We start from the raw sequence: 15677 nt of genomic DNA on the forward strand, positions 1-15677 counted from the left end.
CAAAATCGCCTCCTCACCGGCCGTCTTACTTTTGCCGCCCCACCAACACCGATCCCAGACGCAGGAATGTAGCGCCTTCTTCGACGGCGATGGGATAGTCCTGCGACATGCCCATGGACAAATGCGGAACCTGCAATCGGGTGTCACCGAGTTTTTGCAATTCGGCCTGCAACTGTTTCAATCGCCGGAAAAACGGACGAACCTCCTCCGGTTGATCCGTTTTGGGCGCCATCGTCATCAATCCCACAACTTGAATTCGAGGACATGTCTCCACCACTTCGCGGGCGAAATCCGTCAACTCCTCCGGCGCGATACCATGCTTGCTCTCTTCGCCGGACACGTTGACCTGGATGAAGCACTTCACCTGCTTGTCCGCTTTTTCCGCTCGGGACTGGATCTCCTTCGCCAGCGAATATCGGTCGAGCGAATGAATATATGTAAATCGATTGATGACGTCCTTCACCTTGTTCCGTTGCAAGTGACCGATGAAATGCCACACTCCCCGTCCTTTAAGCGCTTCAAATTTGGGTACGGCTTCCTGCGCCCGGCTTTCGCCGATATCTTCGATTCCCGCATCCAATACGGCGCGGGTGGTGTCCAAATCCACATATTTTGTGACCGCGACGACACGCACTTCGTTGGGGTCACGGCCGACCCGGGCGCAAGCGGTAGCAATGTTTTCCCTGATCTGTTCCCAACGTTGCCGCAACTCGTCCATCAGCCATCTCTCCCGTCCCGTTTCACGATCCATGCCACCATACGTCCTGTTTTTCCTTTATCACGCCGGTGCGAAAAAAAATATTCGGGATGACAGCTGGTGCACCAATGCGTCAATTCCACATGCTCCGGAAGAATTCCTTCCAAAAGTAACATTTCCCGATTGGCCAATCGTAAATCCAACTTCCATTTTCCGGGTTGGGTCGGCTTCAAGATTTCTTTAGACACCGATGGCAGAACATCCTGCAAAGCGTTGGCCACCCGATCGTCCACTTCGTAACAACATCCACCGATTGATGGCGCAATCGCTGCGCGGATGCGGCCGACATCGGCTCCCATCTGCACCATGCGACGTACCATCCGTGGACCGATTCCGCCCACTGTACCGCGCCATCCCGCATGGGCGATGCCGATCACGTCCGCATCGGGGCTGTAGAAAATCAGTGGTACACAATCGGCGTAAAAAGAAGTCAACCAAACACCCGACGCCTTGGTCACCAAGCCATCTGTATCAGCGAAGGCCGTTTGGCGGGAATCGCTCCCACGTCCCCGATCCTCCCCACGAACTTCCTGGATGGCCACACCATGGACCTGTTCGCCGCAGGTCCACCATGCAAACGGAAGATTCAACGCATTTGCCAACGCTTTTCGGTTGGCGATGACACGATCAGGATCATCCCCCACGTGGAGAGCATAATTTTTCCCGCTTCCCCTGGCGCTCATCCCTACCGACAGGTGAGGAAATTCCTTTTCCCACTTGTAAAGGAAAAAGTAGGGAACGCCAGCGCCATCATGAAACTGAAATGGTTCCATTCGCTCCCCTCCTCCCATCATATTACCACATTTCGGTGAAGAGACAAAGAGACACTTATCTGTCAATCCTCAGGCGACGGAGGTAAAAACGGCGGCTGTGTAGAAGAGAGGTTGTCGTAATATTCGTGAGGTGACGTAGTGGAATGTAATCGTACCAAGATGACGTCCGTTCCGATTTTGACGATTTGCCGCCATGGAATGACCCACTCTTTTCCCCCGGAAATAAGACCGAACAGTTTACTTTCCGCCGGCACCACAATCGCCTTGATCTGACCCATCTTCAAATCGATTTCCACATCGTGGATTTGCCCCAGTTTTTGTCCATCCTGAACATTCACCACATCTTTGGCCTGCAAATCAGAGATTTTGATCACGGGGTAATCCCCCTTCATCGCAAAGATCAACGTTACTTTATGTATATGAGACAAAGAGGCAAAATGTACAGAGGTGTGTCTGATTTGACACCTTCTGGCGCCACAAAAAACCGCCCGAAAAGGGCGGTGATGTTGTTGACAAATCCCCGGGGTTGAATTTCCCGTTTCACTGGACAAATTTTTGCATCTGATGAATGGCGGCTTTTTCCAACCGAGAAACCTGTGCTTGGGAAATTCCGATTTCATCGGCCACTTCCATCTGGGTTTTCCCCTCAAAAAAACGCATGGACAAAATCAATTTTTCCCGTTCATTTAATTTGTTCATCGCTTCGCGGAGGGCGATCTCTTCCACCCATTTAAAATCCTTTTCCTTGTCGTCGCTCAGTTGATCCATCACATAGATTGGGTCTCCGCCGTCCTGATAAATGGGTTCAAATAATGACACCGGATCCTGAATCGCATCGAGCGCAAATACCACATCTTCCTTGGGTACGTTCAGCTCTTCCGCTATCTCCTGGACAGTAGGTTCACGGGAATGTCGGTTGGTGAGCGTATCCCGCACCTGCAGCGCTTTGAACGCAATATCTCGGAGAGAGCGTGATACGCGGATGGGATTGTTGTCTCGCAAATAGCGACGGATTTCACCGATGATCATCGGAACGGCGTACGTGGAAAATTTGACGTTCTGTCCGAGATCGAAATTGTCAATAGCCTTCATCATGCCGATGCAACCAACCTGAAACAGATCATCCACATTTTCTCCCCGGTTGTTAAATCGTTGGATCACACTGAGTACCAAACGGAGATTGCCGTTCACCAACTTCTCCCTGGCGGATCGATCCCCAGCCTGTAACTGCCGAAACAGTACACGCATCTCCTGGTTGGTTAATACCGGTAGTTTGGATGTATCCACTCCGCAAATTTCTACCTTGTTCCGAGCCATGGGGTTCCCTCCTCAGGAAGCATGTATGAACAGTATCTCCTGAGGAAGGTTTTTTATAATCCGTCCATCTTTGGCATATATTTCAAATCATTTTATTAAATTCCTTTCGCAGCCGCTTGATGATCCGCTTTTCCAGCCGTGAGATGTAAGATTGCGAAATACCCAGTAGATCAGCCACGTCCTTTTGTGTTTTCTCCTCTCCCCCATTGAGTCCAAAGCGGAGTTCCATGATCGTCCGTTCCCGTTCGGACAACTTGGCCAAGGCGGCCCGCAGAATTTTTCGGTCCACTTGTTCCTCAATGTTTCGGTAGATCGTGTCATTTTCCGTTCCCATCACATCAGACAACAGCAACTCATTGCCGTCCCAGTCCGTATTCAAAGGTTCGTCGAAGGATACTTCCGAACGGATCTTGTTGTTACGCCGCAAAAACATGAGAATCTCATTCTCAATGCATCGTGAAGCATAGGTAGCCAATTTGATCTTTTTTCCCGGATCGAATGTGTTGACTGCCTTGATCAATCCGATTGTGCCGATGGATACCAGATCTTCAATATGAATGCCCGTGTTCTCGAATTTCCGAGCGATGTAAACCACCAACCGGAGATTCCGTTCAATCAGCATGGCGCGGACGGCGGCATCTCCACCTGGTAGACGCTCCAGCAAATGCTCTTCCTCTTCCCGTGAAAGCGGCGGTGGCAATGCTTCGCTTCCGCCGATATAATAAATTTCTTCCCCCTTCAGGCCCATCTGCATCAGTAACCGGTACCAAAACAGTTGCACAACCAGCTTCCACTTGACCCACACCCGAAGTCGCTCCCCTGTCACGGCTCATCCTCCTTTGTATTGTTGAAGATGAAAGATTGAAGACTTACCCTGCTTGCGGCAAACAAGAAGGATGGATGATGGCATGATACGTGCCGTCGGATGACAATCTGCCAGGGTCCAGTCCGACCAACACTTTTCCGGCGGCAACCCAATCCTGTTGTTGACGGATTTCGACGCGATCCGGTTTCAGCGTCACCATCATTTCCCCTTTTGCCGCGATCCCGCGATAGGGCACCAACCGCACCCGGGTTACCCACTCAGCAGGCAGGCGATCCCAGTGTTGATGCCATGCCTTGGTCCGGACCATCACCGTCAATGCTTCGGGAAGGTGTTCCTGAATCCGTTCCAGTTCCACCATCATCACTGGTGCACGGCTAATCGGATCCCGCAGTTGATTGCCGGTGTCGATTAAGCCGATGCATTCCAATCGATGTTCGCCGATCCAAATTGCCACTGGTGTCAGATAAGAATGGATCGCTTGCCGTTGTTGCAATGAGCGGAATGATACACGTGCATACAACCACACAAACGGAAAACTGAACAATACAAACAACCAGGAGACCGGCGAACCCCAGCCGGTGGATTGAGACAGAAAAATCCCACCGGCAACTGTTCCCTCTCCCGTCATCACATAGTGAAGCGCGAACATGCCACCTCCAATGACAAACGAGGTGGTGTAAAAAACCCCCAAACTTCGTACAAACGCGACCGGGGTAGGGTAACCAAATGTCACGCCCACCATGAAAATGGAAAACAGCACTTTTGCCGGAAAGGTGTAGGTAAAAGCAAATTGCGGCCACAAATGCAGGATGGAATACACCGCCCCGAGCAGGGCGCCGCAACTCATCCTCCAGAACGGAACCCGTTGCCTGCGGATGGCCGAAGTCAACAGCAACAGTGTAAAGTCGATAAACAGGTTGAGGAGGAAGACCATGTCCGCATAGATGACCATGTCTTCATCCCCTCTCGTCCAATGTGAAAACAGTATATACTAATCCTTATTTCAAAGTCTGTTGAAACTTGCCGCCCGGATATCACTTTTTTCGTCGAACGTGAGAAGAATCACGGAGCATTCAATGGGGGCACGCGAAAACTGTCGGAGGAATTCGCCGTCGGTTTGAGAATCATTGAGGGTCCGCCGCACTGGATTACGCCTCATCCAACATCCGATCAATACCGTTTGCTCTGGAGCCGTTCTCACCCCGATGCTGGAACAGGTTTTTCATTCCACCGGCTGAAACGAACAACACTATCGGTCACGGATTCCTCAGGGGCGTATCGGAAAGCCCAGCGATATTGCCCACACGGTCATCTGGTTGTACTCAGACAAAGCTTGCTACATCACCGAACACATCATGACAGTGGACAGTGGTGTGTCAGCCGGTTGAATTGCCAGTCGGAAATTCGGGTTCCCCGTAGTTGAGCGTATCCCGCTACTCGGGAACAAAAAGAGGGAGGCGTCTTTTTGCCTCCCTCTTTTCAATACCTACTGTTTGTATCCGGCAAATCGGTGTTATTTTTTCCGCCGATGACGCAGGAAGGTGGGGATATCCAGATTGTCCTCCTGGGAATTGAACGTCACGATATCCAGTTTGGAAGCGGCGGTTTCCTCTTCCAACCGGAATTGCGGTTTTCCGGGTGCTTTTTCCTGCTGTTTGTGATCAAAGCCGGTGGCGATCACCGTCACGATGATCTCATCCTTCAGGTCTTCATTGATCACCGCACCGAAAATCATGTTAACTTCCGGATCGGAAGCGGAAGCCACGATGTCAGCCGCTTCGTTCACTTCGTACAGGCTCAGGTTGGTTCCGCCCGTAATATTCATCAACACGCCCCGAGCCCCGTCGATCGATGTTTCCAACAGCGGGCTGCAGATCGCCTTTTTGGCCGCTTCGGCCGCACGCCCTTCACCGGTGGCCATCCCGATTCCCATGAGCGCGGACCCGCGTTCGGTCATAATCGTCTTCACATCCGCAAAGTCGAGGTTAATCAGGCCGGGAACCGCAATCAGATCCGAGATACCTTGCACCCCTTGACGCAACACATTGTCGGCTTCGCGAAACGCTTCCAACATCGGGGTGTTTTTATCCACGATCTCCAGAAGACGATCATTGGGGATGACGATCAGCGTATCCACTTTTTCCTTCATGGCAGCAATCCCTTGATCGGCCTGCAGGGAACGCTTGCGTCCCTCAAAGGTGAACGGACGGGTGACCACACCGACGGTCAACGCACCTAGTTCACGGGCGATGGCAGCGATTTCGGGGGCCGCTCCCGTTCCGGTTCCGCCACCCATTCCTGCGGTAACGAACACCATGTCCGCGCCTTTCAACACGTTTTCCAAGCTCTCACGGCTTTCCTCAGCCGCTTTTTTGCCGATCTCCGGATTGGCCCCGGCACCCAGTCCCCGTGTCAGTTTTTCCCCGATCTGCATTTTGACTGGTGCCTTGGATCGGTTCAGTGCTTGTGCATCGGTGTTGACGGCGATAAATTCCACACCTTGGACGCCGGCTTCGATCATTCGGTTAACCGCGTTGCTGCCGCCGCCTCCTACCCCAACTACTTTTATCTGAGCAATTTGTTCAATTTCCATATCAAACTCCAACATGGCTTGTCCCTCCCGTTTTCTCTCTTTCATGTATCCCTGCCGCGCCTTAAATGAACTCGCTCAACCAATTTTTCATCCGTTCCAGCGGTGATGGACCCTTTTGTTTCCTCGCACGTGTCGGGCTTTCGGTATCCGGTTCCACCAGGCGAACCATCCGCCGTTTCAACAGATAATGCACCATACCGATGCCGGCGGTATACGAAGGGTCCTGTACACCGATATAGTCAGGAACGGCCACACGAACCGCCTGACCCAGCTGATCCTGGGCCACGGTTAAGATATGGGGCAAGGACATCACACCGCCGGTCAGCACATACCCGCCGACCGGATTCTTGGAAAAGCCGAGCTCTTCCACTTGTTGCTGGATGAGGTGAAACAACTCTTCGACGCGCGGTTCGATAATTTGTGCGAGCTCCCACTGGGTCACGCTCTTTTCCCGCTGGCTACCGATGGTCCGGATCTGAAACGTAACCTCTTTGGAAGCTTCCTTCACAGATGCGACACCATACTGCCGCTTGATCTTTTCGGCTGTCTCCGTATCCGTCTGCAAACCGATGGCGATGTCGTTCGTTATGTTGTCCCCACCGACCGGGATGACCGCGGTAGCCGCCAAATGTCCGTGTTGGAAGACGGAGATCGTGGTGGTTCCTCCACCCAGATCCGCCATGACGACGCCCAGGTTTTTCTCGTCCGCTGATAAACACAGTTCGCTCGTCGCCATCGGTAACAGCAGCATGCCGGCCACGCTCAACTCCGCTCTTTCCACACACCGCAACACGTTGTGGATCACCGTCTTGGCCCCGGTGACGATTAAGGCATCCACTTCCAGACGAACGCCGATCATCCCGTGCGGATCGCGGATTTCATCCAACCCGTCCACGATGAATTGTTTCGGCATCACTTCAATGATTTCCCGCTCCGGCGGCAATGCGATCACTCTGGCCGCTTGCAGTACTCGTTCGATATCCTGAGAACCGATTTCCCGATCTTCGCTGGAAACCGCTACAACCCCGTGGCTGGGCTGTAACGAAACGTGGTTGCCGGAAATCCCCACAAACACTTCCGAAACCTCTATTCCCACCATTCGCTCCGCGTCATCCACCGCTTCCCGAATGGACTGCACGGCATGGTCAATATCGATGATGGCTCCCTTCTTCATCCCCCTCGAGACCGCCGAACCGACGCCGACAATATGGATGTTTCCGTTCTCATGCACTTCGGCGACGATCAATCGGACCCTGGATGTTCCAATATCTAAGGTGACGATGTATCCTCCGTTGCTCAATCTTGGGCACCTCCTTGCCCGGGAATCGATCTCTGTGTGGTGGAAAAGCATTGGTACTTATTTCAAACAGGGGGGAGTGAAGGGAAAAACATTACTCCAATAATTCAACACCCACCATGCTTTCCCCTTTTTCCTTCCTAATTTTTTCTGTTCACCATGATTAGATAAAAAAGAGTTACAGAAGTTAGTAAATAACAACTCATTTTACCTTTTACTCATCGGTGGAACGACGGTTACGGATGGGAAGGGATGAACCATGTGGTATCCATCAGGTACAAGGTGCCTCGGGGCTTATCGCGAAAAGCGGGGTATAAGGCCATCTTCTCCCGAAAATCCGACAATCTCACTTTGATCAAATGGCCTTCTCGCGTGACAACGCCAACCACATCAGAATAGGTCGGATGCTCGACAGGTTTCACCGAAATAATGTCCTGATGAATGTCCGGAGACAAACCGACCAACGCTTTGGCTAGCGTTGCCGCTGCCCGATCATCACGCCATCCGGTCAATACCGGATGATGCTCCCCTGTTGCCGGGGCATGGGACCGATGAAGGACCGCACCGTTGGACAACACGGGAAACCGCGTTCGGCCCGTGTCCCACCAAGCCACTTGTGGATATTCCGTTACACGAATATGTATCGTTCCTGGAAAACGCTTGGAGACCTTCACAGAGCGAACCGCCTGGATCAAACGCAACCGCATTTCAACCTTGTCGCTGCTCCATCCGAAAAAGGACATACCCTGCTTTAATCCCGATTGTTTCACCAAGTCCTTTTCGGACCACCACCGGTTCCCCTCGACTTGAATGCGTTCCACTTTTCCAAGTGGTGATTGCAAAAACAAGATCACCAATATCCCAGTGAAAAATCCCAATATGACCCAATTCGCCCATCGGGTAGACGGACGATCGGAGCGGTGCGGCAGGCGGAAAGGCGGGATCCGCTGTTCCATCCAAAGTATCTCCTTTCCCGGTTGGGACCCTTTTGAACCGCATGGCTCTTTGGAGGTGGTGTCATTTATCTATGTTACCACAAAAAACCCGTGATCCCTGCCCTCAAAAATGAAAAAAGTTCCACATGCTCCCTTTTCGATGATGTTTCACAAAAACAGCGGCACATCAGAAAGTGCCGCTTTCCATCGAAGGAAATTGGTCTGGAACCCGTTGAATCCTGCCTCCCAACCGCTGAAACATCTGGTCCAGCCTATCGTATCCTCGTTCGATATGTTCCACACCGTACACACTGGTCGTACCATGAGCGGCAAGACCTGCTATGACCAATGCCGCACCGGCGCGTAGGTCGGTGGCTTTCACCTGTGTGCCGCTGAGCGCACTCACCCCGCGGATTCGTACCGAATTGTCCACGACGTCAAGATCCGCTCCCATTTTCCGCAGTGCGTCAACATGTTTCAACCGTGCATCGAAGATCCTCTCTTTGATGACGCTGATTCCTTCAGCCAGCGTCAGGAGTGACATCATCTGAGGTTGCAAGTCGGTCGGAAAGCCAGGATATGGCTCTGTTTGGATTTCACCCACGGCTTTCAGTTCTCTTCCGCCACGGACCCACAACGTGTCTCCATCCGTTTGGATCTCGGCACCCGCTTGTCGGAGCATCAACAACATGCAGTTCAAATGTTCGGGAATGGTGTGGGTGAGGGTGACTTCGCCGGATGTGGCCACGGCCGCTGCGACCAGCGTTCCTGTCACGATTCGGTCCGGGATGATTTCGTAGGGAACCGGCCGCAACCGCTTCACCCCGCGGATGATGATCGTATTCGTTCCTGCGCCTTCAATGTCGGCGCCCATTTGATTCAGATAGCGTTGTAAATCCACAATCTCAGGCTCACGTGCGGCATTTTCGATCACGGTGGTACCATCCGCCAACACCGCCGCCATCATCACGTTTTCGGTCGCACCTACACTGGGCAGATCCAGACGGATCGTGGTGCCGACCAAGCGCTTGGCAGTACAACGGATCAGGTCACCTGTTTCTTCTATTTGCGCCCCCAACATCTGCAACCCTTTCAAATGCAAGTCGATGGGACGGGCGCCGATCGCACAGCCGCCGGGCCGTGTAACACTCACTTCCTGAAAACGGGATAACAACGGGCCCATCAAAAAGATGGACGAACGCATCCGCCGCATCAAGGTGTCGGGGATATGGGAGGTTCGAAGTGTGGTCGTATCCACCACAACACGGTTACCAAACCGTGTAACCTTCGCGCCGAGTGCTTCTAAGATGCAGCCCATCACATCGATGTCCGACAAGCGGGGAACATCGTACAATTCATGGACGCCGTCGGCCAGCACAGTGGCGGCCAAGATGGGAAGAGCCGCATTTTTGGCACCTTGGATGCGAACGGTTCCGCACAGAGGCTTTCCACCCTCGATGAGAAAATGCTCCAATGTTCCACCTCCGTTTACCCCTCGCCCACCACCTGAACTTCCGGCTCCAAGGTAGTTCCGAATTTCTCTTCCACCGTCCGGATGATGTGATGAATTAGGGTGAGAACATCTTTCGCCGTGGCTTGGCCCCGGTTGATGATAAAGTTCGCATGCAAGGTGGAGACTTCCGCGTCGCCCACGCGATATCCCTTTAATCCGGACGCTTCAATCAATCGTCCGGCATGGTCTCCCGGCGGGTTGCGAAACACACTACCCGCACACGGATATTGCAGAGGTTGGGTTTTCCGACGTCGGTCTTTGTTGCGGGCCAGGATGGAGGCAATCTCCTTCCGGTCGCCATATTGCAGTTGGAAAACGGCTTCGGTTACGATGCCCCGGTACTTGGTTTGCAAGGATGATGTGCGGTATTGAAATTCCAGTTGCTCATTGGTCAACGTGATCCATTCGCCTGTTTCCAATAACACCTCGGCCGACTCCAACACTCGCGAAATTTCCGAGCCGTGCGCCCCCGCGTTCATGTAGACGGCGCCCCCCACGTTACCCGGAATGCCGCCTGCAAATTCCAATCCGGTCAATCCATGTTTGGCGACCATTGATGTCAACCGGATGACGGAATAACCTCCACCAACGATCACACGGGTGCCCTCCACTTTCAAATCATCAAATCCGGCCCCCAGTTTGATCACCGCACCGCGAATACCACCATCTCTGACTAGCAAGTTGGACCCACGTCCGATCACGCGCCACGGCAGACCGTGTTTCCTCACAACAGCCATCGTCCGCTCCAATTCCGCCTTGTTGCGGGGAGAAATGAAGATGTCCGCCGGCCCGCCCACTTTCCATGTCGTGTGACGGGATAAAGGTTCGTTCAATGTCACATTTTGGACTCCGGCCAGTTCCAGATCGCGTACAACTTCCTTCATACCTGCTTCCCCCCTCGACCAACCTTGAACAAAGCGTGAGCGGAGCGTGATATACGATATCTTATGCCCGCCTCCGTTTGATGTGACGACCGCCTAATGGGGATCGGTCTAATTTTTGTGATTGCGTACCAATTGTTCCAGTTCATCCACCAGCACCTCCGCTGCATCCGGTCGCCCCAGTTGACGGGCCGCCGTGCTCATCGATTGATGCCGCTCCCGATCTCCGAGAATCTCCCTGATCATGGCAAACAGGGTTTCACCGCTGCACTCTTTTTCCAACAAGACCCGGGCAGCGCCCTTTTTCTCCAGCAGTCGGGCGTTGGCTTCCTGATGGTTGTTGGTGACGTAAGGCGACGGAATCAGGATCGACGGCAGTCCCAGAGCGGTCAACTCCGCCAATGTGGAAGCTCCGGCCCGACCCACGAACAGGGACGTGGCAGCCAAGACATCTGGCATGTTATACAAAAACGGTCGAATAATCAAGTTCTCGCTCGCCTGCTGGCCCACTTTGGCCACGACGTCATCATAGTGAGCTTCCCCCGTGACATAAACGAATTGGATGTCGGGAGCCGATGCCATCAACGTTACCATCTGCATCACCGCCTCGTTGATCGGACGGGCACCCCGACTGCCGCCAACGAACAGAACGATCGGCTTGTCCGAACCTGAGAGACCGAGCGACTCCCTGCCGGCCGCAGGGTCCGCGTGTACCACCTCCGTCGCGCGGGGGTTTCCGGCATGAATCACCCGTTTGGCGCTATGGAGATATTGTTCCGTTCCTTCAAAACTGATCGCCACCGTGTCGGCAAAACGGGACAGAAACCGAATCGTCAAACCCACGATGACGTTTTGTTCATGGATCAAGGTTGGAATGCCCAACTGATGGGCGGCATAAACGGCTGGACCACACACATAACCTCCTGTACCCACCACCACGTCGGGTTGAAACTCCTTTATGTATTCTTTCGATTTTCTGACGGCGCGGATAAATTTGGAAATGGTCTGCACGTTTTCCCACGTCAGTTTCCGACGGAATCCCTGGATTTCCACCGTAAAGAAGCGGATATTCTCCTCCTTGGTAACAATGCGGGACTCCAATCCGTTTTCCGTACCGATATATCCCACTTCCACGTCGGGATAACGTTTGCGTACTTCCCGCATCACCGCCAAAGCCGGATAAATATGTCCACCTGTACCACCGCCGGAAAGCAAAATCCGTTTCATGTTCATCCCCCGCATTCGTTGGTGTCTTTACCTGGTGTAGCGGGACAGATTGAGCAAAATGCCCACAGCAGCAAGCGTCAGTGTCAGGGAGGAGCCGCCGTAGCTTAAAAAGGGCAACGTAATCCCGGTGACGGGAAACGCTCCGGTGACGACGCCGATATTAATGACGGCCTGAATGGTGATCATCGCCGTCACCCCCGTAGCCAGCAAACTGCTGAACAAATTGGGAGCCATAATAGCCACACGAATCCCCCGCCACACCAGTATCGAAAACAACATAATCACCGTGCCTGCACCGATAAAACCCAACTCTTCCGCCAAGATCGAGAAGATGAAGTCCGTATGCGGTTCCGGCAAATAAAGATGTTTTTGCCGGCTCATGCCAAGACCCAAACCCATCAATCCGCCGGGACCGATCGCATAGAGCGATTGGATGAGATGATATCCGGCACCCAGCGGATCTTGCCACGGATTGAGAAACGCCGTGATGCGCTTAATTCGGTAGGGTGCCGCCAACACCAACGCAGCGAACCCACCCACACCCAGCAATCCCAAACCGCCCAGGTGGGAAAGACGGGCTCCCGCGGCATAGATCATGGCAATCCCCGTCCCTACCAATACGGTTCCTGTACCCAAGTCAGGCTGCATCATGATCAGGGCAAATGCCGCACCCACAATGGCCAAAGGCGGGAGAAGCCCCGTCGTGAAGCGGTGCATTCCGTCGGCGTGCTCAGACAGATAGCGCGCCAAAAACGCAATCATCGCCAGTTTCATAAACTCCGACGGCTGAATGCTGAACGCGCCGATCCCTAACCAACTGCGAGCACCGCCACGTAATAGGCCCACTCCGGGGATCAATACCACGATCAGAAGGAAAAAACACAGAATGATTCCGAGCCTCGCCCACTCAGCAAAACGCCGGGGGTCCAAATTGGAAATCACAAACATCAGAAACACGCCCAAGCCTGCGAACAACAACTGCCGTTTCGCATAGAAAAACGCGTCGTCGTACCGATGATACGAATAGGCGGCACTGGCGCTATAGACCATGATGACCCCGATGGCCAGCAGTAACAGAATTGCCGTGACGATCACGTAATCCGGGTTGGTTCGCATTTTGGACATGGGCGTTATTCACCTCGTTCGTCGGATTGGGGCAAGCCCTCTCTACAGCCTATGCACGGCTTGTTTAAAAATGCTTCCCCGCTCCTCAAACGAAGTGTACATGTCCCAGCTGGCACATGCCGGCGACAACAGTACCACGTCGCCCGGTTGTGCAGCTTTGCTCGCTTCCGCGACTGCTTCCGCCACATCCTTGACGCCCAGACGAATGGGCACCCCGGCCTCTTCAGCACGTGCGAGCAAGATGGGGGCCGACTGACCGTACGCCACCACTGCCTTCACTCGTTGAGCAAATACCGGAACCAACTCGTGAAAATCTACTCCGCGATCCAAACCGCCCCCTATCCACACGATCGGCTGATCAAAGGATTCCAATGCCCGGATCGCGGCTTGTGCATTGGTAGCTTTGGAGTCATTATAATACGCGACACCGTCCACTGTCCCCACATATTCCAACCGGTGCTCCACACCGCGGAAGGTGCGGAGTACATTTGCGATCGCATCGGTCGGACACCCGCAAAGATGGGCGATCACGGCAGCAGCGAGTGCGTTTTCCAGGTGGTGCGCTCCCGGCAGTGCCACCTCTTTTACCGGAAGCAACGGAACTTCCCCTTCATCCGTCCGCAGACGAATCCACCCGTCTTCGACCATCGCACCGCGCGGAACAGGCTCCCGACGACTGAACCACCACACTCGGCTTTTCACCGACGCCGCCGTTTCCCTGCATACCGGATTATCCCAGTTAAACACGGCCGCGTCCTCCGACGTCTGATTTCGGAACAGACGCTGTTTGGAGGCGATGTAGTCTTCCATCGTCCCGTGATAATCCAGATGAGCCGGCACAATGTTGAGCAAGGAGGCCACTTTCGGGTGGAAATGTTTTGTTCCTTTGAGCTGGAAACTGCTCAGCTCCACCACCAACCATTCATCAGGCCGAGTTTCCTGCACTACTTCCGATAACGCCATGCCGATGTTGCCGGCGACCCGGGATGGAATTCCTCCCGTTGAGAGCATCTGTCCCACTAAGGAAGTGGTGGTCGTTTTCCCGTTGGAGCCGGTGATGCCGACCAAACGGGAGGCAGTTAACCCGCCCGCCACCTCCACTTCCGTGATGACGGGAATTCCCATCTCCTGCGCCTGGCGAACCGGGGCAGCAGAATAGGGAATCCCCGGGTTTTTGACGAGTACGTCCACACCATTCGTCAGCAAATCGTCAGGATGGTGACCACAAATCACCTGAATCCCGAGCGCTTCCAGCTCATCTGCCTCGGGACATGCTTCCCGTGGCTTTTTGTCATTCACCACCACTTGCGCGCCCAACCGGTGGAGCAGCTTGGCCACTGCCCCACCGCTTTTGGCCAGACCGAGTACAACAACGGATCGGCCGGCCCATTCTTCGGCGTCGCGCAATATCATAGGAACACCTCCAGATAGATGCCCAAGAGCGCAAAGATGAACCCGGCAAACCAGAAGGTAGTGACCACGCGCCATTCCGACCAACCGGACAACTCAAAATGGTGGTGAAGCGGACTCATACGGAAAATCCGTTTGCCGCGAAGCTTAAACGACGCCACCTGCAACATCACAGACAACGTTTCCGCGGCGAATACGGCCCCGATGACAGGCAACAGCAATTCCGTCTTCGTGATGACGGAGAGTGCCGCCAAACCGCCTCCCAATGCCAATGATCCGGTATCGCCCATGAACACCTTGGCAGGATGCGCATTGAACACCAGGAATCCCAGCAAAGACCCCACTACAGCCATGGAGAAAATGGTCACGGTGATGTTGCTTTGCATCCAACCGATAACGGCAAAAGCGCCGTAGGCGATCGCCGCTGTTCCCGCCACCAAGCCGTCCAGGCCGTCAGTCAGGTTGACCGCGTTGGATGTACCGATCATGATGAACAGCAGCAACGGGAGATACAGCCAGTTCAGGTGCCATTCCAGACCCGTTCCTGGAATGTGAACGGAGAAGATGTAGCCGATTGTTCCTTCGTGATACACACGAACCTCCAGCAACACCCAAAAGAGAACCAAGCCGATGAACAACTGTCCCAACAGCTTCTGTTTGGCTGTCAGCCCCAGGTTTCGTTTCATCACGACCTTGATGTAGTCATCCAGAAATCCGAGAATCCCGTACCCCAACGTGGCAAATACAAGGAAAAACAAGTCCGGATTGATCACATTTTCCACGATGTTGTTGCCGAACGGGAGTGCTGCACTGAACGGAATAGCTGTCAGAACGATTGCCGTCAAAAACATGACACCGCCCATTGTGGGCGTTCCCGCTTTTTTCAAGTGTGCCTGCGGTCCTTCCTCGCGGATGCTCTGACCGAATTTCAACCGCCGCAAAACCGGAATCACCATCGGTCCGAGCAGGACTGTGATCCCTAGCGCCACTGCCAGCGGAATCAAAAAGAGGCGAATGTCCATC

15 protein-coding genes and 1 pseudogene are annotated in these 15677 nt (G+C 53.6%); 1 reads left to right on the forward strand and 15 read right to left on the reverse strand.

Features of this window, described 5'->3' with window-relative positions; all coding sequences use genetic code 11:
* Positions 1-25: 25 nt before the first annotated feature.
* The 6 genes from KI215_RS09975 to spoIIGA all read right to left on the reverse strand — a co-directional run bounded on the left by KI215_RS09975 (position 26) and on the right by spoIIGA (position 4625).
* A complete protein-coding gene (locus KI215_RS09975) occupies positions 26-751 on the reverse strand; it encodes a YggS family pyridoxal phosphate-dependent enzyme (protein ID WP_246512080.1) in 726 nt (241 codons plus the stop codon).
* Complete coding sequence (gene pgeF / locus KI215_RS09980; protein WP_212772597.1) at positions 718-1530, reverse strand: peptidoglycan editing factor PgeF; 813 nt, start codon at positions 1528-1530, stop codon at positions 718-720. Before pgeF ends, KI215_RS09975 begins: the two co-directional genes overlap by 34 nt.
* Positions 1531-1592: 62 nt before the next feature.
* The gene (locus KI215_RS09985; RefSeq protein ID WP_212772598.1) at positions 1593-1904 is read right to left on the reverse strand and encodes a YlmC/YmxH family sporulation protein; all 312 of its coding nucleotides are present in this window, start codon (positions 1902-1904) and stop codon (positions 1593-1595) included.
* 166 nt (positions 1905-2070) lie between these two features.
* Positions 2071-2847 carry an RNA polymerase sporulation sigma factor SigG gene (sigG, locus tag KI215_RS09990; RefSeq protein ID WP_212772599.1) on the reverse strand — a complete coding sequence of 259 codons (777 nt, stop codon included), beginning with the start codon at positions 2845-2847 and terminating at the stop codon, positions 2071-2073.
* 82 nt (positions 2848-2929) lie between these two features.
* Complete coding sequence (gene sigE / locus KI215_RS09995; protein WP_212775155.1) at positions 2930-3652, reverse strand: RNA polymerase sporulation sigma factor SigE; 723 nt, start codon at positions 3650-3652, stop codon at positions 2930-2932.
* Between the two features lie 64 nt (positions 3653-3716).
* The gene (spoIIGA, locus tag KI215_RS10000) at positions 3717-4625 is read right to left on the reverse strand and encodes a sigma-E processing peptidase SpoIIGA (protein ID WP_212772600.1); all 909 of its coding nucleotides are present in this window, start codon (positions 4623-4625) and stop codon (positions 3717-3719) included.
* A gap of 304 nt (positions 4626-4929) precedes the next feature.
* Here spoIIGA and KI215_RS16350 point away from each other — a divergent pair.
* Positions 4930-5061: pseudogene (locus KI215_RS16350) on the forward strand (SDR family oxidoreductase); the annotation flags it as partial.
* 125 nt (positions 5062-5186) lie between these two features.
* Here KI215_RS16350 and ftsZ read toward each other — a convergent pair.
* The 9 genes from ftsZ to mraY form a co-directional block, all read right to left on the reverse strand.
* Positions 5187-6281 carry a cell division protein FtsZ gene (gene ftsZ, locus KI215_RS10010; protein WP_212772601.1) on the reverse strand — a complete coding sequence of 365 codons (1095 nt, stop codon included), beginning with the start codon at positions 6279-6281 and terminating at the stop codon, positions 5187-5189.
* Positions 6282-6327: 46 nt separating this feature from the next.
* A complete protein-coding gene (gene ftsA / locus KI215_RS10015; RefSeq protein ID WP_212772602.1) occupies positions 6328-7566 on the reverse strand; it encodes a cell division protein FtsA in 1239 nt (412 codons plus the stop codon).
* Between the two features lie 233 nt (positions 7567-7799).
* On the reverse strand, positions 7800-8519 hold the full coding sequence (locus tag KI215_RS10020) for a cell division protein FtsQ/DivIB (RefSeq protein WP_212772603.1): 720 nt from the start codon (positions 8517-8519) through the stop codon (positions 7800-7802).
* A 166-nt stretch (positions 8520-8685) separates the two neighbouring features.
* Positions 8686-9972, reverse strand: coding sequence for a UDP-N-acetylglucosamine 1-carboxyvinyltransferase (gene murA, locus KI215_RS10025; protein WP_212772604.1), 1287 nt, complete (start codon positions 9970-9972; stop codon positions 8686-8688).
* Between the two features lie 14 nt (positions 9973-9986).
* On the reverse strand, positions 9987-10895 hold the full coding sequence (gene murB, locus KI215_RS10030) for a UDP-N-acetylmuramate dehydrogenase (RefSeq protein ID WP_212772605.1): 909 nt from the start codon (positions 10893-10895) through the stop codon (positions 9987-9989).
* 108 nt (positions 10896-11003) lie between these two features.
* Complete coding sequence (gene murG, locus KI215_RS10035; RefSeq protein ID WP_338048295.1) at positions 11004-12119, reverse strand: undecaprenyldiphospho-muramoylpentapeptide beta-N-acetylglucosaminyltransferase; 1116 nt, start codon at positions 12117-12119, stop codon at positions 11004-11006.
* A 27-nt stretch (positions 12120-12146) separates the two neighbouring features.
* Entirely contained in the window at positions 12147-13244 is a 1098-nt protein-coding gene (spoVE, locus tag KI215_RS10040; protein ID WP_212772607.1) for a stage V sporulation protein E, read from the reverse strand.
* 42 nt (positions 13245-13286) lie between these two features.
* Positions 13287-14657, reverse strand: a complete 1371-nt coding sequence (gene murD / locus KI215_RS10045) for a UDP-N-acetylmuramoyl-L-alanine--D-glutamate ligase (protein WP_212772608.1) — start codon at positions 14655-14657, stop codon at positions 13287-13289.
* Positions 14654-15676, reverse strand: a complete 1023-nt coding sequence (mraY, locus tag KI215_RS10050; protein ID WP_212775157.1) for a phospho-N-acetylmuramoyl-pentapeptide-transferase — start codon at positions 15674-15676, stop codon at positions 14654-14656. The genes murD and mraY overlap by 4 nt, the downstream gene beginning before the upstream one ends.
* Position 15677: the final 1 nt, after the last annotated feature.

It is taken from the genome of Polycladomyces abyssicola, assembly GCF_018326425.1.
Classification (GTDB): domain Bacteria; phylum Bacillota; class Bacilli; order Thermoactinomycetales; family JIR-001; genus Polycladomyces; species Polycladomyces abyssicola.